Origin of the sequence: Synechococcus sp. CS-1332, from assembly GCF_025127995.1 — a bacterium.
In the GTDB taxonomy this organism is placed as follows: Bacteria; Cyanobacteriota; Cyanobacteriia; order PCC-6307; family Cyanobiaceae; genus Cyanobium.
Map to the genome: position 1 here is coordinate 150,819 of NZ_JAHLYP010000038.1, position 17,171 is coordinate 167,989.

19 protein-coding genes and 1 other RNA gene are annotated in these 17,171 nt (G+C 67.8%); 12 read left to right on the forward strand and 8 right to left on the reverse strand.

Annotated elements, in window-relative coordinates; genetic code table 11:
• The first annotated feature begins 33 nt into the window (after window positions 1-33).
• From KQ305_RS08090 to KQ305_RS08100, 3 genes are all read left to right on the forward strand, one after another.
• Window positions 34-909 carry a TIGR04168 family protein gene (locus tag KQ305_RS08090; RefSeq protein WP_259724897.1) on the forward strand — a complete coding sequence of 292 codons (876 nt, stop codon included), beginning with the start codon at window positions 34-36 and terminating at the stop codon, window positions 907-909.
• A complete protein-coding gene (locus KQ305_RS08095; protein WP_259724898.1) occupies window positions 903-2,003 on the forward strand; it encodes a hypothetical protein in 1,101 nt (366 codons plus the stop codon). The genes KQ305_RS08090 and KQ305_RS08095 overlap by 7 nt, the downstream gene beginning before the upstream one ends.
• Window positions 2,004-2,304: 301 nt before the next feature.
• Window positions 2,305-3,051: a glycoside hydrolase family 104 protein gene (locus tag KQ305_RS08100; RefSeq protein WP_259724899.1), complete on the forward strand. Its 747-nt coding sequence runs from the start codon at window positions 2,305-2,307 to the stop codon at window positions 3,049-3,051.
• A 28-nt stretch (window positions 3,052-3,079) separates the two neighbouring features.
• Here the strand turns inward: KQ305_RS08100 and KQ305_RS08105 are convergent, their stop codons facing one another.
• Window positions 3,080-3,964: a TPM domain-containing protein gene (locus tag KQ305_RS08105; RefSeq protein WP_259724900.1), complete on the reverse strand. Its 885-nt coding sequence runs from the start codon at window positions 3,962-3,964 to the stop codon at window positions 3,080-3,082.
• 50 nt (window positions 3,965-4,014) lie between these two features.
• Here KQ305_RS08105 and KQ305_RS08110 point away from each other — a divergent pair, with 50 nt between their 5' ends.
• Both KQ305_RS08110 and KQ305_RS08115 read left to right on the forward strand, forming a co-directional pair.
• Window positions 4,015-5,205 (forward strand): class I SAM-dependent methyltransferase, encoded by a 1,191-nt coding sequence (locus KQ305_RS08110; protein ID WP_259724901.1) that lies wholly within the window; start codon window positions 4,015-4,017, stop codon window positions 5,203-5,205.
• A gap of 55 nt (window positions 5,206-5,260) precedes the next feature.
• Window positions 5,261-5,548, forward strand: a complete 288-nt coding sequence (locus KQ305_RS08115; protein ID WP_259724958.1) for a hypothetical protein — start codon at window positions 5,261-5,263, stop codon at window positions 5,546-5,548.
• A gap of 6 nt (window positions 5,549-5,554) precedes the next feature.
• On the opposite strand, the gene KQ305_RS08120 is transcribed toward KQ305_RS08115, so the two are convergent.
• The 3 genes from KQ305_RS08120 to recQ form a co-directional block, all read right to left on the reverse strand.
• Entirely contained in the window at window positions 5,555-6,643 is a 1,089-nt protein-coding gene (locus tag KQ305_RS08120) for a DUF4912 domain-containing protein (protein ID WP_259724902.1), read from the reverse strand.
• Between the two features lie 64 nt (window positions 6,644-6,707).
• Window positions 6,708-7,850 carry a 3-dehydroquinate synthase gene (aroB, locus tag KQ305_RS08125; protein WP_259724903.1) on the reverse strand — a complete coding sequence of 381 codons (1,143 nt, stop codon included), beginning with the start codon at window positions 7,848-7,850 and terminating at the stop codon, window positions 6,708-6,710.
• A 27-nt stretch (window positions 7,851-7,877) separates the two neighbouring features.
• Entirely contained in the window at window positions 7,878-9,707 is a 1,830-nt protein-coding gene (gene recQ, locus KQ305_RS08130; RefSeq protein WP_259724904.1) for a DNA helicase RecQ, read from the reverse strand.
• 97 nt (window positions 9,708-9,804) lie between these two features.
• Here recQ and KQ305_RS08135 point away from each other — a divergent pair, with 97 nt between their 5' ends.
• From KQ305_RS08135 to ssrS, 3 genes are all read left to right on the forward strand, one after another.
• On the forward strand, window positions 9,805-10,701 hold the full coding sequence (locus KQ305_RS08135) for a carbohydrate ABC transporter permease (RefSeq protein ID WP_259724905.1): 897 nt from the start codon (window positions 9,805-9,807) through the stop codon (window positions 10,699-10,701).
• Window positions 10,702-10,777: 76 nt separating this feature from the next.
• Window positions 10,778-12,058 carry a 5-(carboxyamino)imidazole ribonucleotide synthase gene (locus KQ305_RS08140; protein ID WP_311134331.1) on the forward strand — a complete coding sequence of 427 codons (1,281 nt, stop codon included), beginning with the start codon at window positions 10,778-10,780 and terminating at the stop codon, window positions 12,056-12,058.
• A gap of 6 nt (window positions 12,059-12,064) precedes the next feature.
• A non-coding RNA gene (gene ssrS / locus KQ305_RS08145) (6S RNA) lies at window positions 12,065-12,247 on the forward strand.
• Window positions 12,248-12,275: 28 nt separating this feature from the next.
• Here the strand turns inward: ssrS and KQ305_RS08150 are convergent.
• Window positions 12,276-12,923 carry an NAD(P)H-dependent oxidoreductase gene (locus tag KQ305_RS08150; protein WP_259724906.1) on the reverse strand — a complete coding sequence of 216 codons (648 nt, stop codon included), beginning with the start codon at window positions 12,921-12,923 and terminating at the stop codon, window positions 12,276-12,278.
• Between the two features lie 53 nt (window positions 12,924-12,976).
• Here KQ305_RS08150 and KQ305_RS08155 point away from each other — a divergent pair, with 53 nt between their 5' ends.
• Window positions 12,977-13,447 carry a hypothetical protein gene (locus tag KQ305_RS08155; RefSeq protein ID WP_259724907.1) on the forward strand — a complete coding sequence of 157 codons (471 nt, stop codon included), beginning with the start codon at window positions 12,977-12,979 and terminating at the stop codon, window positions 13,445-13,447.
• Here KQ305_RS08155 and KQ305_RS08160 read toward each other — a convergent pair.
• Both KQ305_RS08160 and clpS read right to left on the reverse strand, forming a co-directional pair.
• Window positions 13,392-13,667: a DUF2103 domain-containing protein gene (locus KQ305_RS08160; RefSeq protein WP_259724908.1), complete on the reverse strand. Its 276-nt coding sequence runs from the start codon at window positions 13,665-13,667 to the stop codon at window positions 13,392-13,394. The genes KQ305_RS08155 and KQ305_RS08160 overlap by 56 nt on opposite strands.
• 9 nt (window positions 13,668-13,676) lie before the next feature.
• On the reverse strand, window positions 13,677-13,970 hold the full coding sequence (gene clpS, locus KQ305_RS08165) for an ATP-dependent Clp protease adapter ClpS (protein WP_259724909.1): 294 nt from the start codon (window positions 13,968-13,970) through the stop codon (window positions 13,677-13,679).
• A 64-nt stretch (window positions 13,971-14,034) separates the two neighbouring features.
• Between clpS and petN the strand changes: the two genes are divergently transcribed.
• Both petN and KQ305_RS08175 read left to right on the forward strand, forming a co-directional pair.
• Window positions 14,035-14,136 (forward strand): cytochrome b6-f complex subunit PetN, encoded by a 102-nt coding sequence (petN, locus tag KQ305_RS08170; protein ID WP_015108283.1) that lies wholly within the window; start codon window positions 14,035-14,037, stop codon window positions 14,134-14,136.
• A gap of 262 nt (window positions 14,137-14,398) precedes the next feature.
• Window positions 14,399-15,814, forward strand: coding sequence for a hypothetical protein (locus KQ305_RS08175; RefSeq protein WP_259724910.1), 1,416 nt, complete (start codon window positions 14,399-14,401; stop codon window positions 15,812-15,814).
• Here KQ305_RS08175 and psb29 read toward each other — a convergent pair.
• The gene (gene psb29 / locus KQ305_RS08180; protein ID WP_259724911.1) at window positions 15,777-16,472 is read right to left on the reverse strand and encodes a photosystem II biogenesis protein Psp29; all 696 of its coding nucleotides are present in this window, start codon (window positions 16,470-16,472) and stop codon (window positions 15,777-15,779) included. The two genes, KQ305_RS08175 and psb29, sit on opposite strands and share 38 nt — an antisense overlap.
• A gap of 95 nt (window positions 16,473-16,567) precedes the next feature.
• Between psb29 and clpP the strand changes: the two genes are divergently transcribed.
• Window positions 16,568-17,158 (forward strand): ATP-dependent Clp endopeptidase proteolytic subunit ClpP, encoded by a 591-nt coding sequence (clpP, locus tag KQ305_RS08185; protein WP_259724912.1) that lies wholly within the window; start codon window positions 16,568-16,570, stop codon window positions 17,156-17,158.
• The last annotated feature ends 13 nt before the right edge of the window (window positions 17,159-17,171 follow it).

The following is a 17,171-nucleotide window of genomic DNA, read 5'->3' on the forward strand; positions in this document are numbered from 1 at the left end:
GCACGATGATCCCACTCTAGGAAGCGGTTGGTATTGGCTGAGCTGAACATCGCCATCGCGGGGGATCTGCACGATCAATGGGATCGGAGCGACCACGACGTGCTCGATCTGATCCGTCCCGATGCCCTGCTGTTGGTAGGTGATTTCAGCGACGGCAAGAGCCGCATCCCCGAACTCCTCGCCACCTTGGAGCTGCCTCTGGCCTGCGTGCTCGGGAACCACGACGCGGGCAAGGACGGCAGCGGCCGCACCCTGCGGCACCAGCTGGAGCTGCTGGGAGATCGGCACTGTGGCTGGGGGCTCAGGGAGCTACGTCCCCCCGGCCTCGCGGTGGTGGGGGCCCGTCCGGGGACTGCCGGCGGTGGCTACCACCTCTCCAAGGCCGTCAGAGCCGTCTATGGGCCGGTGGGACTTCATGAGTCCGCTGAACGCATCACCCGGGCGGCCCTGTCAGCCGATCCGCAGCTGCCGCTGGTTCTGCTGGCCCACTCCGGCCCCAGTGGCCTGGGCACCCAGGTGGACGACCTCTGCGCCCGCGACTGGAAGGCTCCCGCCTGCGACTGGGGGGATCAGGATCTGGCCCTGGCGTTGGATCAGATCCGTCGTCGCCGCCCACTGCCCCTGGTGATCTTCGGTCACATGCACCATGCCTTGTGCCATCACCAGGGGGAGCGACGCAGCTTCCGCCGCGACGCCCAGGGCACCGCTTTCCTCAACACCGCCTCTGTTCCCCGTCACGGTGTGGACCAGCAGGGTCGGGCCCTGCGCCACTTCAGCTGGGTCGTCTTCTCAGGCGGTGACCTGCGCCACATCAGCCACCGCTGGTACGGCATCGATGGCGCCCTCCACTACGAGCAGACCCTGTGGAGAGCGGCCCTGCCGGCGGCGGGCGTCCTCAGCCCTTGCTGATTTACGCCTGCATCAGCAGCCATGGCTTCGGCCACGGCTCTCGCACGGCCTCGGTACTCGCTGAACTGGCCTCTTTGAAGCCCGACTGGCGCCTGGTGCTCTCCACTGGACTGCCGCGAGCGTTTCTGAAGCTTTCGCTCGGCCCGGTGCCCTTTGAGCATCGCCCCTGCCGGTGGGACGTGGGGGTGATCCAGGCGGATGCCCTGGGTGCCGACGCCCCCGCCACCCTGGCAGCCCTCGAAGACCTGGACGGGAGCCTGCCGGGGCTGGTCGAGGCCGAAGCCACCTGGCTGGAGGCCCAGCACCAGCCGCTACTGGTGCTGGGTGATGTGCCGCCGGCGGCGGCCCTGCTGGCCCGACGGCTGCAGGTGCCGCTGGTGTGGTTGGCCAGCTTCGGCTGGGACACGATTCACGCTCCCATGGGCTCGGGCTTCCAGCCCTGGGCAGAACGACACCGGCAGCTGTACGCCCAGGGGGATCTGCTGCTGCGCTGCCCCCTGTCCCTGCCGATGGACTGGGGCCTGCCGGAGGTGCGGCTGGGCCTGACGAGCTCCAGTCCGCGGCTCGACCTGGAGTGGCTGGCCCAGGATCTGGCCCTGCCGCCGGATCGGGAGCAGGTGGTGCTGGTGAGCTTCGGTGGCCTTGGCATGGCCATGGACCCGGCCCTGCTGACCCTTTGGCCGGAGCACGTGTTCATCGGTCCGGATCCCCTGCTGGCGACGGTGCCCAACGGCCGTTGCCTGCCGGCCGGGGTGCGCCCCCTCGACCTGATGCCCCTGACGGGACGGCTGATCACGAAACCCGGCTACAGCAGCTTCTGCGAGGCCTTCAGCCAGGGCGTGGGGATCCACCTGGTGCACCGGAGCGGATTTGCTGAGGCGCCTGTGCTGGAGGAGGACCTGCGCAACCACGGCTGGCATCGGCTGCTGAGCCAGGAGGCGTTCCGCCGGGGCGACTGGCAGCTGGATCAACCCCTGGAGCCCCCCCGGCGCGGCCCCCTGGCGGTGGATGGGGCCACAACCGCAGCGCGGGCCCTCATTTCGCTGCTGGAGGGACGATCAGCACTGCCTATGGGGCCTGGCTTCAGGATTTGATCATCTGTTCATCGACGTCGAAGAACTTCAGTGCCTGGCTGTAACTCGAATGCAAAGCGTCATTCTTGATACCAGTAGACAGTTGTTCGACCGTCACTTACACCGAATCGTTTCGGCGCATTCATCGGCAAATTACCGCCAAGTCTCGGTGCAAGGAATCACTATTCCTCGCCACGGGATCACTGGTTCTTCCTGATGCCGTTCCCCAGAAGACCTGGTCACACCAAGCACATTCCGTCGGATTAATTCCGTTATCCATCTAGCGGATTTTTCCCCCACTTGTCCTTCACGACCGTTTCTCTTGCCGAACCTTCAGCTCCGTCCCCTCGTCCTCGCCATCGCCGGCCTGACCCTGGCAGGCCCAGTCAGTGCCGCTGAGGCCTCTGGCGCCTGGCAGCTGGGTCCTGAGGCCCGTGTGGCCCCCGCTCGGGTCGCGATGCTGACGCCGCTGCCGGCAGCGCCCCGCGTGTTCGCGATCACGCCCGAGCGACGGGCGCTGCTCAACACCATCCGCTACGCCGAAGGGACCTGGGCCAACGGCCAAGAGGTCGGGTACCGCATCTTGTTCGGCGGCAGCCTCTTCCATTCCCTCGATCGCCATCCCAATCGGGTGATGCGCACAGCCCGCTACGCCAGCGCGGCGGCGGGTGCCTACCAGTTCATGCCCTTCACCTGGGACATGGTCACCCGGGCCCTGGGTATGCCCGATTTCGGTCCTGAGTCCCAGGACCAGGCCGCCCTGTTCCTGGTGCAGCGCCGCGGTGCCCTGCACCTGGCTGATCGCGGTGAGTTGAGCCCCGACCTGGCGGCCCGTCTGGCCCCTGAATGGGCGTCTTTCCCGACCCTGGCCGGCCGCAGCTACTACGGACAACCCGTCAAGCGCCTCAATGACCTGCGCCGTTTCTACGAGGAGAATCTGGCCCAGCTGCGCAACGAATCCTCTGCCGTCTGGGAAAACGTGGCCATTCGTCAGGTGCCCCCGCCCTGCAGCGATGACAGCCTCAGCTGCCAGCTGGAGCGGGTGAGTGGTCCGTCAACCGCCCGCTGAGCCGGATCCTCGACCCACTCCGGGGCGTTCAGCCTTCGCCCTTGCCCTGCAGGCGCACGCCGCCCAGGGTTTTCTGGGCAATCAGGTAGGCCACCACTGAAGCTCCGAGGAACCCCAGCACGTTGCGCAGCAACGGCAGCACGTCGTTGGTGCGCGTGATGATCGGCCCCATGCCAAGGGCCACGAACAGGATCAACCAGAGGGGAGAGAGCAGCAACACCCAGGTCCATTCGACCCGGCGGCCCTCCTGACGTGGGAAGGCGGCGAACCCCACGATCAGACCGCCCAGGATCGACGTGCAGAGCGTGAGGATCCACTGCTCCTGGGGCAAGCCCGGCACCACCTGGCAACCACCGATGGCCAGGCATCCCTTCACGGCATGGATGGCCGACAAGATTGAGCCATCCTCCCCGTGGTCCCGCACATAGAACTGGTTGCCGTAACGGGTCTGAAGTTCCACCCAGAAGGTGCGGGGCATCAGGGCGAAGAGGGCCTCACCCACGTTGAAGTTCAACAAGTTGCCGCCACGGGGATCGGCAACCAGCAGCAGGCTGCGCTCGTCCAGGTCCCAGAACCCCTTGACCGCCAGGCCGGGGGTGCGCTCGTACTGGGTCAGCACCCTGAGCTTCCAGCCGCTGGTGGTTTCGAAACTCTCCAGTTCAGCCTCCAGTTCGCCACGCTCACCGTCGGTGAGGGCCTTGGCCAGGTCGATCACCGGGGTGGGGTGATCGGGCAGCAGCTGGGGGTTGTCAGCGGCGTAGGCGGTCGCCCCCAGCCCCGGCAGCAGCCAGGTCACGAGCACCAGGGTGAGGGTGGCCAGGCCGGCCCCCAGCCGCCGACCGAGTCCGCCACACCAGCCACGCCCCCGCTGATCCCGTTGCGTTCCCGCCGCTACCGGTGTGCCTGTCGCCATCGCTCGTGCTCCCATCGTTCAGCATTCTCACTGAGTCACCCTGACGCCGCGTGCTGACCCCCCATCGACGCTCCACGCCGGTTCCCGATTGGCTCCTGCGGCGGTTGCGGGCGGCGGGTGGTTCGGTGCCGTTCCAGGACTACATGGAATGGGTCCTGCACGATCCGGACCACGGGGCCTACGGCAGCGGCCGCCTGGCCATCGGCCCCCGAGGGGACTTCGCCACTGCCCCCTCGCTCGGGGCGGACTTCGCCCAGCTGCTTGCCCCCCAGGTGGCCCAGTGGCTGGCCCTGCTGCCGGCGCAGGCCCCCCTGGCCCTGGTGGAGACCGGACCGGGTGAGGGGCACCTGGCCCAGCAGTTGGCCGAGGCGCTCCACGCCGGCTGGCCCGAACTGGCCGGGCGCACCGAACTGGTGCTCGTGGAGCCAAATGCGGGCATGGCCCAGCGGCAGCGGCAGCGGCTCAATGCGTGTCCGCTGGCGGTGCGCTGGATCGATTTCTGCGCCTTGGCCAGCGCCCCCCTGCGGGGCATCGTGCTGGCCCACGAAGTGCTCGACGCCCTTGCCATCGAGCGGATCGAGCGCCGGGACGATCACTGGTGCCGCCAGCGGGTCGTTCTGCGGGGGGACAGCCTGAGCCTGGAGGCCGCTGAACCCCTGGACGGGCCCGTGCTCGAGCAACTGGCATCCCTCGGCCTGCTCCCCCTGGATGGGAGCCGCCCTCAGGGCTGGAGCACGGAGCTCCACCCAGGGCTGGAGCCCTGGCTGGCCGCCTGCGGTGGAGCACTGAGCGAGGGGTGGTTGCTGGTGATCGATTACGCCCACGAGGCCCGTCGCTACTACGCGCCCCAGCGCTCCGGCGGCACCCTGATGGCCTACCGGCGCCAGCAGGCCAGCGATGATCCCCTTCTGGAGCCTGGTCTGTGGGACCTGACCGCCCATCTCTGTCTCGAGAGCCTGGAAACAGCAGCCCGGGCCGCAGGCTGGCAGCCCCTGGGCGGATGCCGCCAGGGAGAGGCCCTGCTGGCGCTTGGTCTTGCCAGTCGCCTGCATGCGCTTCAGCAGGAGCCGGCCTCTCGGCTGGCGGAGCTGCTGCAACGGCGGGAAACCCTGCTTCGGCTGGTGGATCCCGCCGGGCTCGGTGCCTTTCGCTGGCTGGCCTTCCGCCGGGATCCACCGGGGCAAGGGATGGCCGAAACGCTGCAGCCAACGCCCCTGTTTCTGAGCCTGCCGTCGCCCTGATCGATGCCGACCCCTTTACATCTCCACATGAAATCTTGAGCATTCCTGCTCAATCGTGGAGGAGAAACCTGTGGCTAACGGTAGGGTGAAATCCCAATCGGAAGGCGTGGTGATGGGAATGGCAATGGACAATGTTCTTGGTGACCAGACGGTGGCTCAGTTTGTTGGTGCAACGTTCCATCTCGACCCAGAATCTTCAAGCAGCATTGATGCTCTCAGTGCCGACGTTGATGGGATGGGCGACGATCCCGTCGAGACTTACTTCGCCTGCATCACCACGTGCTCCCTTGATGACGGTGACTGCATCACCGTCTGCACCGAGCAACTGCGGGAGAGCCACTGAGGCGGTTCAGAACCACTCCGACTGGGCTTGCTCCTTGGGATTGACGTTGGCGTTGGGGGTCGTGCGGCGGAACTCCATGGTGATGCTGCGCTTCTGCTCCCCATCGGCCGCTAGGGCTTCGATCGGATAGAGCTGCTGGCCATCCCGGAAAGGCACCTGGAGGCGAAACGTGCCATCGGAGGAGAGGGGAATCTCCTCGCCGCCGATGCTCAGGCGGGCGGAGGGGTCGGTGGCGCCATAGACGATCAGTTCGGCATCGGCCACCAGCCAGAAAGAGCGCTGGCGGGCGGCCACGCCACCGATGCCGGAGCCGCTGCGCCCGGACGCCCACGGGCCCGCGCCGGAGGCGGAGAAGTCGGAACCGCCCTGCAACCCAGAGGCGGAATCGATCTCATGGAAGGCCTCCGAACCGCGGCCGAGACGGCGCCAGGGGCTGGTGGCGCTCTGGTAAAGCCGCTCGTGCAGGTCGTTGATGATCTCCCTGGTCGGAGCCGGTGCGGGAACGCCCTCCGCCGACGAAGGCATGGTGAAGGCCACGAAGGGATCGGGCATGCTGACGATCGGGCTGTCCAGGACAGGAACATGGGCTGTCGCGGAGAAAGCCAGGGACATCCAGCCGCCGCGGCCACCCTTGCGGAAGCCAAGCTCCACCCTGTAATCACGACCGGACAGGGGCACCGGCAGGTACCACTCGCTGGCCTGGCTTTCGACCACCACCTCCTGCAGGGTGTGGGGATGGGTGGACCCCCCGTCGAGTCCAGTCACGTCGGCAACACGGAGGCAAAGCTGGGTCGCCCCATCGGCCTGGGCCCGGAGCCTGTCGGCCGGGGTAATGGCCCAGCGCACCTGGGACCACTGGGGATCGCGTGGCAGAAAGGCGACCCATGTGCTTCCCCCGCCGCCCCCGCTCGGCGCCGCTACGGCAGGGCTGGCGGGGATTGGGGACGCTGCCGCAGGGGAGGGATCCTGAGCGGGCGATGACGCCGGCCCGGCGGGCTCGTCCCGGCCCCCGAGACCGATGGTCCTGGCCAGGGCGCCGAGTCGTCGCAGGGGCTGGCTCAGAAAGGTGTTGAACCAGCTTGGGCGACTGCTCATGGGCCGTGAGGAATAAAAACCTTCCGGTGATGGTCCCCGATCTTGGGGGCCCGCGCCTTGCCTGTCAGCGAAAGGCCACGTTCGAAGCGGCGGCCGCGAGGGCGGCCCTGATCGTGGCGGGATCGACGTCGTCGCGGATCGTGACCGATCCCACGCCGGTCGGCAGCACGAAGCGCACTTTCCCCTGACGCACCTTCTTGTCCGCCTGCAGGGAGGTCAGCACCGCTTCCGGATCGAGGGCCGGCCAGCCCATCGGCAGCCCAGCGGCCGCGACCAGGCGGCGCTGCCTGTTCTGATCCGCCTGACTCCACAGACCCATCGCTACGGCGATGTCACCGGCAGCCAGCATGCCCAGACCCACGGCCTCTCCGTGCAGCCAGCTGCCGTAGCCGCTGAGGTTCTCCACCGCATGGCCCAGGGTGTGGCCGTAATTAAGGATCGCCCGCAGGCCCCCTTCCCGTTCGTCGGCGGCCACCACCCGGGCCTTGGCGGCTGCCGAGCGCTCCAGCAGGCGTTGCAGCAGCTCGGGGCCGATGGCTTCGCGGCTGGCCAGACCACCCTGGGGATCCCGGCCGGCGGCCTGCTCCAGGTCGTCGAAGAGCTGCCCATCGCCGATGACCGCGTACTTGATCACCTCCGCCATGCCGGCGCGGAACTCCCTCTCCGGCAGGGTATCCAGCACCCGCGGGTCGATCAGCACCAGCTTCGGTTGGTGGAAGGCGCCAATCAGGTTCTTGCCCCCTGGATGGTTCACCCCGGTCTTGCCACCAATGGCGGCGTCCACCATCGCCAGCAGGGTGGTGGGAACCTGGACCACGGCGATGCCCCGCAACCAGGTGGCGGCAGCGAAGCCGGCCATGTCTCCCACCACACCGCCCCCGAGGGCGACGATCAGGGAGCCGCGCTCCAGACGGTGATCAAAGGCGGCGTCGTAGATCGCCGTCACGGTGGCCGGGGTCTTGAGCTCCTCCCCGGCCTCCAGCACCAGGCTTCGCACGGCGTACCCGCTGGCCTCGAGGCTCGTCAGTGCCTCGGCACCATGGAAGCCCTGCACGTCGGGGTTGGTCACCACCAGCACCCGGGTGCCGCTCTGGAATCCACGCTCGATCAGAAACGAGCCCAGGCGGCCGAGCAGGCCCTCGCCGATCAGGATCGGATAGGGATCGGCGGCAAGGGACACCGTGATGGTGCGGATCTCCTGCGGCACGGACGGGGCGTCAAGGGTGGGCTGAGGCTAGGCCGGTGCCGTCTGGCTCCCGACCACCGCCAGCACCGCTTCGCCATAGCTGGCGAGCTTGGCCCTGCCGATGCCGGTGATGCCGGCCAGGTCCTCCAGGGCCGTGGGACGGCGTTCGGCAATGGCGATCAGGGTGCGGTCGTGAAAGACCACGTAGGGCGGCAGCCCCTGTTGGCGGGCCTGTTCCAGCCGCCAGGCCTTCAGGGCCGCCAGGAGATCCGGATCGGCGTTGTCCGCTGTGGCGGCCGCGGTCGCTCCGGGCCCGCCCCCTGCCGCCGCGCCCCGTCGCTCCTTCGCCACCGGGGGCAGACGGATCTCCAGGCGGATCTCGCCGCGCAGCAGGGGTCTGACCAGGGCGTCGTCGCCGAACTGCAGGCCCCCATGGCCGTCGGCGGCCGCCACCAGGTACCCCCTGGCGCTGAGCTGGCGGAACAAGCTGCGCCACTGGCCCCGATCCAGCTCCTTGCCGATCCCATGCACTCCCAGCTGATCGTGGCCGAGGCTGCGGATCCGGGCCGTCGCGCCCCCCAGCAGCACGTCCACCAGGTGGGCGGCGCCAAAACGCCCCCCGGTCCGGTAGACAGCGGAGAGGGCCTTGCGGGCCGGTTCGGTCATGTCCGCACCCTGGTTCGGCTCCAGGCAGACGTCACAGTTGCCGCAGTCGCTGCCGTCCGCCTCGCCCAGGTAGCTGAGCAGGATCCGCCGGCGGCAGCTGGAGGCCTCGGCGAAGCCGATCAGGGATTCGAGGCGGCCGTGCTCGATCCGCTTCTGGGCCGGATCGGCATCGGAGTCGTCGATGAAGCGACGCAACGGCGGCACGTCACCGGAGCCGTGCACCATCCAGGCAACGGCCGGCAGGCCATCACGGCCCGCCCGGCCCGTCTCCTGGTAGTACGCCTCCAGGCTCTTGGGCAGGTCGACATGGGCCACGAAGCGCACGTCTGGCTTGTCGATGCCCATACCGAAGGCGATGGTGGCCACCACGATCACGCCACTGCCAAGGCGGAAGTGCTCCAAGGCGTCGCTGCGTCTCTCCGGCGAGAGCCCGGCGTGGTAGGGCAGGGCGTCGTGGCCAGCGGCCTTCAGGGCGGCAGCGAAGTCGTCTACTCGCTTGCGGGAGCGGGCGTAGACGATGCCGGAGTGGCCTTGCTGGGTGGCGAGAAATTCGAGCAGCTGGCGCTTGGGTTCGCTCTTGTCGCGCAGCAGGTAGCGGATGTTGGGCCGATCGAAGCTGGCGATGAAGGTGGCCGCCTGCTCCAGGCTCAGGCGCGCCACGATCTCGGCCCGGGTGCGGGGATCGGCGGTGGCGGTGAGGGCGATGCGGGGAATCGCGGCGAAGCGCTCGGCAAGCACCGCCAGCTGTAGATACTCGGGCCGGAAATCGTGGCCCCACTGGGAGACGCAGTGGGCCTCATCAATGGCGAACAGGGCCAGGGGCAGCGCCGCGAGGCGCTCGATCAGATCGCCACCCAGGAGTCGCTCAGGGGAGACGTACAGCAGATCGAGCTGCCCGGCCTGGAGCTCCCGCCAGGTGGCCGCCGCCGCGTCGCTGCTTTCGGCCGAATGCAGGGCGGCTGCCCGCACGCCCGCCTGCCGCAGGGCGCCCACCTGGTCCTGCATCAGGGCGATCAGCGGCGACACCACCACCGCCGTTCCCGGCCGGCAGAGCGCCGGGATCTGATAGCAGAGGGATTTGCCGCCTCCGGTGGGCATCAGCACCAGGGCCGAGCCCCCCGCGCAGACGTGCTCAACGATGGCGGCCTGGGGACCTCGGAAGGCGTCATAGCCGAAGACGTCCCGCAGCACCTGCTTCGGATTCGCCGTCATCGGCATGGCGGATCGAACGGCGGCTGATCAAGCGGCATCAGTGGTCTCCAGCCTCCGCTCCGATTGTGCAACGCTCCACCTCCGGCAGGATGCACCGATGGCCACACCCTTCCCTTCCGCCCCAGCTCCCAGCCGCTCTGCCTGGGCGTTTCTGGCCCCCGCCCTGCTGCTGCTGGCGGTGTCGGTGCTGATTCCGGCGGCTATGGCCCTGGTGATCAGCTTCACCCGCACGGGACTGGATGTGAGCGAGCCGCTCACCTTCGTGGGCCTGGCCAATTTCCGCCGGCTGGTGGCCGATCCGATGCTGCTGCGGGTCACCGGCACCACCTTTCTCTATCTGGTAGGGGTGGTGCCGCCGATCGTCCTGGGGGCCCTCGGCCTGGCGGTGCTGGTCAATCGCCAGCTGCCTGGCATCCACTGGTTCCGCGGCGCCTTCTACACCCCGGTGCTGGTGTCCCTGGTGGTAGCGGCGATCGCCTTCCGCTGGCTCTATGCCGAAAACGGTCTGGTCAATGGTTGGCTCGGCGCTCTGCTGGGCGATCGCTTCACGCCGATCGGCTTCCTGACCTCCACGGGCCTGGCCCTGCCTTCGGTGATGCTGGTCACCCTCTGGAAGGGCCTCGGTTACTACATGGTCATCTTCGTGGCCGGACTGCAGGGGATCTCCGCCGATCTCTACGAGGCGGCGGCCCTGGATGGCAGCGAGGGCTGGCGTCGCCACATGGACATCACCCTGCCCCAGCTGCGCCCGTACATCACCCTGGTGGCGGTGATTTCGGCGATCGGGGCCACCAAGGTGTTTGAGGAGGTGTACCTGATGACCCAGGGAGGTCCGGCCGACAGCACCCGCACGATCGTTTACTACGTGTACGACCAGGCTTTTTCGGAGCTGGAGATCAGCTACGCCTGCACCGTCGGCCTGGCACTGTTTCTGATCGTGCTGCTGCTCAGCCTGCTCCGCTACGCCTTCGCCGCCGAGAATCCTCTGCAGTGAGGCCCGGCACCAGCTTCCGGGGTGGGCCCCGACGCCCTGGTGGCAGGCTGGTGCCCGGTTCGAACGACCACCCAGGGTGCAGACCACCGCTGACCCCGATCCCCAGGCCACAGCCGCTGCGAGCGATGCGATCGGCATCGTGGGGGGCGGCCAGTTGGCCTGGATGCTGGCCCAGGCCGCCAGGGAGCTCGGCGTCGCCCTGCATGTGCAGACTCCCGGGGCCGATGATCCGGCCACCCGCGAGGCGGTCAGTGTGGTGCTGGCGCCCGTCGATGACGTGGCCGCCACCCGGGAGCTGGCCAGCCGCTGCCAGGCCATCAGCTTCGAAAACGAGTGGATTCCGCTGGAGGCCCTGCGGACGCTGCAGGGGCCTGGCCTGCAGTTTCTGCCGGGGCTCGACGCCCTCCAGCCCCTGCTGAGCAAGGCGGGCCAGCGGCGCCTCCTGGGTGACCTTCACCTGCCGGCCCCCCGCTGGTTCCCCCTGGCGGATGTCCTTCAGCCCGCGGCGCCTACCCCAGCGGACGGGGGTGAAGGCGCGCTGGCGTGGGGCTCCCCGCGCTCCCTGCGGTCGCCAGCCTCTCCCCGCCTGCCTGAGGGCTTCGACTTTCCGATGATGGCCAAGGCCAGCCATGGGGGCTACGACGGCCGGGGAACGATCCCCCTGGTCGATCTGGCCGCGCTTGAGGGGCTGCTCGCCAGCGTCGACCCCGACGACTGGATCCTTGAGGAACTGGTGCGCTTCGATCAGGAGCTGGCGCTGGTTGCTTGCCGCGACCGGCACGGCACGGTGTCCTGCTACCCCCTGGTGCAGACCCACCAACACTGCCGCGTCTGCGACTGGGTGCTCTTTCCCGCCCCGGTGGATCACCGGGTCGAGGTGTTTGCGCGCAACGTGGCCGCCTCCCTGCTCACCGCGCTCGACTATGTGGGTGTGCTGTCGATCGAGTTCTTCTATGGGCCCTCGGGCCTGCAGGTCAACGAGCTGGCCCCCCGCACCCACAACTCCGGCCATCTGACCATCGAGGCCTGCCGCACCAGCCAGTTCGCCCAGCAGGTGCGCATCGTTGCCGGTCTGCCGATGGGAGGCACCGAGGCGGTGGTTCCTGGCGCCTTGATGGTGAATCTGCTGGCTCCAGAGGGCGGCGATGCCGACCAGCTGGATCGGCGCCGGGCCCTTGAGGCGCTCCCCGGAGCCCACCTTCACTGGTATGGCAAGCACGGGGGTAGGGCCGGCCGCAAGCTGGGCCATCTCACCCTGCTGCTGGAGGGCCGCACGGACGGGGTGCGAGAGCTGGAAAAGCAGCGCCGGCTGGCAGAGGTGCGGGCCATCTGGCCGCTGCCCTGTTCACCCACTTAGGATGCAGTTGGACTGCTGTGTTGGTGACTGCCTTTCACAGTTTTCTGATCTGACTCCCTTTCGACGCGGGGGGTCTTCAGCGACGGCAACGTATACCGGCTTCACGGCCGGAAACGAAGCCCCGCCCCTGACTCCCCACCTGGTTCATCCAGGTCGAACACTGGGGCAAGACGGCACGGCGGTCCACCCCCTTTCCGTAGCGATCAGCGGGTTTCGATCAGAGGGTCTCAATCAGATCCTCTGCGGAGTAGCGCACCTTCGCGAGAGCTGCATAGCGGTCCTCGGGGTCGCGATAGCCCGCTGCACAGACCACACAGCTCCGGTAGGGGCTGGTGTCCAGCTTGAGAATGCTGTCGTAGTCGGCCGGTGAGAAGCCTTCGATCGGGCAGGTGTCCACGGACAACAGCGCTGCCGCCGTCAGAAAGGTGCCGAGGGCGATGTACACCTGGTTGCTGGCCCAGCGATCGATCACCGCGCTGCGGGGACCATGGATCAGATCTTTTTCCATCATTCCCCGGTAGGGGGCCAGCTGGTCCGGGTTCAGCCCCCTGGCTCCAGCCGTGGCCTGGATCAGCCGATCCAGATCGGCCTCCTCGATCGTCCGCCGGGCCAGAAACACCACCAGATGGGAGCAGTCCGTGATCTGGGATTGGTCCCAGGAGTGGGGTTTCAGGGTCGTGCGAAGGGATGGGTCCTCAATCACGAGAAACTTCCAGGGCTGCAGTCCGTAGCTGGAAGGGCTCTGCACCAGGGCGTCCTCCAGGGCAGACCAGGTGGCTGACGGAATGCGGGCACCGGCCTGAAAACTCTTGGTGGCGTAGCGCCAGCGCAGGGCGCCGGAGAGGTCCTCAGGGGTGAAGGCCATGGGAAAGGGGCTGGGGACCCGCATCATGACGGGCTCATCCGGCAGGCATGCTGGTGGAACGTCCATCCGCCGCCGTGATCAGCGAGCCTCTGAGCTTCCAGCAGTCCTTCGAGCGGCTGCTCGCCCGTGCCCCGGGCCCCGTGTTTCCCCGTGCCCGGGCGCTCTATCTGCAGAAATATCCCCTGGAAGGGGAGAGCCAGGACGACTTCCGCACCTTTCTGCTGGAGGAGGAGATCCAGGAGAGCCCGGCCGGTGCCCTGCGGATCCGGGCCCTGGCCCTAGCCATTGTGGCCTGGGGCCAGCCGTGTTTCGAGCCCGCCGCGGCGTCTGCCTACCTCGAGCGGCGCTGGGGGCTCCGTCCCCACGACCTCCAGGAGGTGGAAGGGGCGAGCTGGTTCCGGGAGTCCGGTCCCTTTGGCCGCTTCCGCACCCTGGCTGTCTACGAACGGGTCGCCCCCACCAGCCTGCTCAGTTCGTCAGCCGATCCAACTCCTCCTGCAGCTGATCCCGGCTCAAGCGGGTGACCACGAAGACTTCCTGGGCCGTGGTGCCCCTGCGGGCCAGCAGCTTGTGGCCTCCGGTGATCGGGCTCGACACCCGCAGCCGCAGCCCGATGCTGCGGCCCTTCACCCGTGAGATCACCGCCGGGGTGATCGTGTCGATGTCCGACAAGGTGGCCAGCCGCCTCAGCAACGGGATCAGGCCCTCCACGTAGGTGCTGTGGGTGATCACGAGCCGGGCCATGGCCGTTCCTCAGCCCGGGCCCAGGGGGGCCATCGTCAGCCCCTCGGCGCTGAGCAGCTGGTGGTAGAGCTCGCCCTGTTCCAGGGGACCACTCCAGACCACCGCCGACCCCTGCCCATCGATGCGGTGGGCCAGATCCCAGGCCTTATCGGGCTGCATGCCGGGAAGGTGCCGCACGAGGACCTCCACCACGTGCTGGAAGGTGTTGACGTCGTCGTCGAGGACGATCACGTTCACGTTGGGGTAGCGCTCCTGGAGGCGCTGCCCTGCCTGGGCGGGACTTCTCGATGGAGCAACGACCATGGGGCCTGCAACGGCTGCCGGTCACCAGCGTAGGTAACATGCGCTCACCCATGAGTCGGGCTCGATGTTGATCACCCTTGGTTGGTCCGCTTTGGCGGCCATCTTCACCTTCTCGATCGCCATGGTGGTGTGGGGCCGCAACGGTGACAACAGCATCGGTTTCTGAGCTGGCCTTCCCCACCACCACCCTGCTGGCGGTTCTGGCCTCCGCGCTTCTCCTTTTTGTGAGCGTTGGAGTGATTTATCTCTCCACCGTCGAATGGCGAGATCGACGTCGCCGTCGTGCGGCCGAAGGTCGCTCCCGCTCCTGAGTCCCTTTGCTGGCCTCTGGGTCTTTACGACCCCCCTCTCTGGGGCTGGATGAGCTTCGTTTGATCAGGGGGGGGGCAGCGCACCAACCACCACGGCCGAACCTTGTCGGCGTTTCCATGAGCCGCCCGTCAGATCTGCTGCGACGTTCTCTGGTGGCACCGGCCCTGACGCGGCTGCCATGGTCACTGCCACGGTCACTGCCACGGTCACTGCCCCCGTTGCCGCTCACCACCGCCACGCTGCTGCTGTTGCTGCTGCTGCCGGGCTTGGTTCTGTGGCGCTGGCCCAGGCCGAGGGCCCAGGGACTGGAGCAGCTGATGGCGGTCAGCAGCCTGCTGCAGAGTTTCCCGGCCAGCCCAGGCAGGCCCGTGCCGGCCCTCTGGCAGGAACGTTTCGGATCAGCTGGGGCCACCCGTCTCTGGCGGGAACAACGCCGCACCTGGTGGCAGTTCTGGGGCCCCCATGCCGAAGGGGGGGCCTTTCTGGCGGTGCAGGACAACGTCAGCGGTGGATCCAAGCGGCCCCTGCCCGCCAATGGCCTGCGGGTGGGGAATCTGGTGGTGGTGGCACCGGATCCCCTCTCGCGGCGACTCCTCCAGGACTTGCTGCGACCGGATCAACGGGCCGGTCGAGGGCTGTACAGCACGTGTCTGCCGAGACTGGAGAGTGGACAGGGGGTGTTCTGGAACGCCTCAGGGCTCGGGGCGCTGGTGGGGCCCCTGGCCCCACTCCTGGAGGCCTACCAGGAGGGTTGTCTCTCGCTCACGCTGGGGGGCACTGAGCTGAGCTGGCGCGGCGAAGCCTCTGACCGCGTCGCTTCATTAGGCCCCGCAAAAGCCGTACAGGCCCCTGAAGGCCCGTCGTCGACCCTGCCGCCGCTTGCCGCCGACCTGCTTCTGGAACTCCAGGGCTCTTCCCTGGAGCAGTTGTTCCGTGGGCTGCTGGCGCGCCAGCTGATCCGGGATCCCCTGGCGGCGCGCTACGGCATCGACACCAAGGGCCTGACCCTGTTGCGGCGTTCCCCTTTCCGGCTGAGGCTCCAGCCCCAGGCCAGCGGCCCCTTCCAGGCCTCGCTGGAGCTTCAGGTGGCCGTGGGAGCTGACCGGCAGGCCTGGCGCCAGCTGTTGCTCGGCCTGGCCCGCTCCCTGCAGGCCCAGGCCCTTCAGGATGGGTCTGGTTCTGGGCCTGCAGGGAGCGGGTCGTCCCAAGCCCAGGTGGCTACGTGGCGCCGCGAGGATGGCGTGGTCCTTGGTGGCTGGCGCTGGATCGGGGAGACCGGTCCCACGCCCCAGCTGCTGCTGTTCCTCGGCCCGGCGCCGGCCCGCTGGCAGACCATGGCCACCGCCGGTGAACAGGCCCCGGGATCCGGGGAGCTATGGCTGCGGGTGCGTCCCCAGGGGCTGGATCAGCTGGGCCTGCTCCCCGAGCCCCTTCCGGAGTTGGTGCGCCGCGCTGACCAGCTCGCGATGGAAGCCGCTCCTGGCAGCGGCGGGATTAGCTGGCTGAAGGGACGCCTTCGGGTGATCCCGTGATCTCCTGCCGTTCGCGTCGCCGCCGTTCAGCGGCCACGGTTTCTTCCATGAGCTCAACAGCCATGGACATCTTTTCAAGGTTGCTCGCGTAGAGCGAGAGGTCTTTATCGAGACGGTCCCGCAGCAGGCCGATCGACGCACCGATCTCGTGGGCGAGCTGGCGCAGGGCCTGGGGCTCCATGGCATCGTCGGCGAGGGCCTGCTCCAGCAGGGCAAGCAGGCCGACCGCCATCAGGCGGGAGTAGTGGAAATCAGGGCGACGGATGCTGGCCAGGGCGGTGGCCACCGGAGCGGGAGCCCCTTCCCCCTGCGCCTCGATCCACTGGCGCACGTCGTCCTGGCTGTGGCGCCCCATGGCCGCGAGGGCGTCGCTGCACTGGCGACGCAGGTCGGTGCCGTCGAAACCGGAGGACGCGCAGAGGGCTTCGAACAGGGGGGGCTTCTGATCCTCGGGGCGGTAGCCGCGGGCAAAGCCGTCGAAGACCTGAACCAGCCCTACGGCGAACAGGGGATCAGCCTGGAAACCCTTCTGGCGGCTGAGCAGATGGAGCTCTACCAGCAACTCGTCGACCATGCGCCGGTAGAGGGGACCGATGACATGGGGGAAGGCGCCATGGAAGGCACGCTTGCTGTCAGCGACGGTGAGAGCAGCGCTCACGCAGTTGGATTCTTCGTTGCTGCGACCATAGCGCTGCAGGCACTCGACCCGATCCGCGGCTGGGTAAGATCGTTTCAATCGCCTGTATGGAGCCCATGATCCCGATCGTTATCGAGGAGTCGGGTCGCGGTGAAAGAGCCTTCGACATCTATTCCCGCCTGCTGCGGGAGAGGATCATCTTCCTCGGAGAACCCGTCACAGCGGAATCTGCCAACCGTGTGGTGGCTCAGTTGCTGTTTCTGGAGGCGGAGGATCCAGAGAAAGATATCTTCCTCTATGTCAATTCCCCGGGGGGGTCGGTCTACGACGGCCTCGGCATCTTCGACACCATGCAGCACATCAAACCCGATGTGCAGACCGTCTGCATTGGCCTGGCCGCCAGCATGGGCGCCTTCCTGCTCTGCGCCGGAGCCAAGGGCAAGCGCAGCAGCCTGACCCACTCCCGCATCATGATCCATCAGCCCCTGGGTGGGGCGCGCGGTCAGGCCAGCGACATCCGCATCCAGGCCGATGAGATCCTGTACCTCAAGGACAAGCTCAACCGGGAGCTGGCCAGCCGCACCGGACGGGATCTCGAGCAGATCCAGGTCGACACTGATCGCGACTTTTTCATGTCCCCGGCCGAAGCGATGGCCTACGGCCTCATCGACAAAGTGATTGAAAAGCGTCCCATCCGTCCGGTCTGACTCTGACCGGCTG

Excerpts from the sequence above, each read along its gene's own strand:
- KQ305_RS08120 (WP_259724902.1), bottom strand. The coding sequence starts at position 6,643 with ATGAGCAGTCGCCCAAGCTGGTTCAACACCTTTCTGAGCCAGCCCCTG.
- clpP (WP_259724912.1), top strand. The coding sequence starts at position 16,568 with ATGATCCCGATCGTTATCGAGGAGTCGGGTCGCGGTGAAAGAGCCTTC.
- KQ305_RS08160 (WP_259724908.1), bottom strand. The coding sequence starts at position 13,667 with ATGGCCCGGCTCGTGATCACCCACAGCACCTACGTGGAGGGCCTGATC.
- petN (WP_015108283.1), top strand. The coding sequence starts at position 14,035 with ATGTTGATCACCCTTGGTTGGTCCGCTTTGGCGGCCATCTTCACCTTC.
- KQ305_RS08175 (WP_259724910.1), top strand. The coding sequence starts at position 14,399 with ATGAGCCGCCCGTCAGATCTGCTGCGACGTTCTCTGGTGGCACCGGCC.
- KQ305_RS08150 (WP_259724906.1), bottom strand. The coding sequence starts at position 12,923 with ATGGCCTTCACCCCTGAGGACCTCTCCGGCGCCCTGCGCTGGCGCTAC.
- KQ305_RS08135 (WP_259724905.1), top strand. The coding sequence starts at position 9,805 with ATGGCCACACCCTTCCCTTCCGCCCCAGCTCCCAGCCGCTCTGCCTGG.
- recQ (WP_259724904.1), bottom strand. The coding sequence starts at position 9,707 with ATGACGGCGAATCCGAAGCAGGTGCTGCGGGACGTCTTCGGCTATGAC.
- clpS (WP_259724909.1), bottom strand. The coding sequence starts at position 13,970 with ATGGTCGTTGCTCCATCGAGAAGTCCCGCCCAGGCAGGGCAGCGCCTC.
- KQ305_RS08105 (WP_259724900.1), bottom strand. The coding sequence starts at position 3,964 with ATGGCGACAGGCACACCGGTAGCGGCGGGAACGCAACGGGATCAGCGG.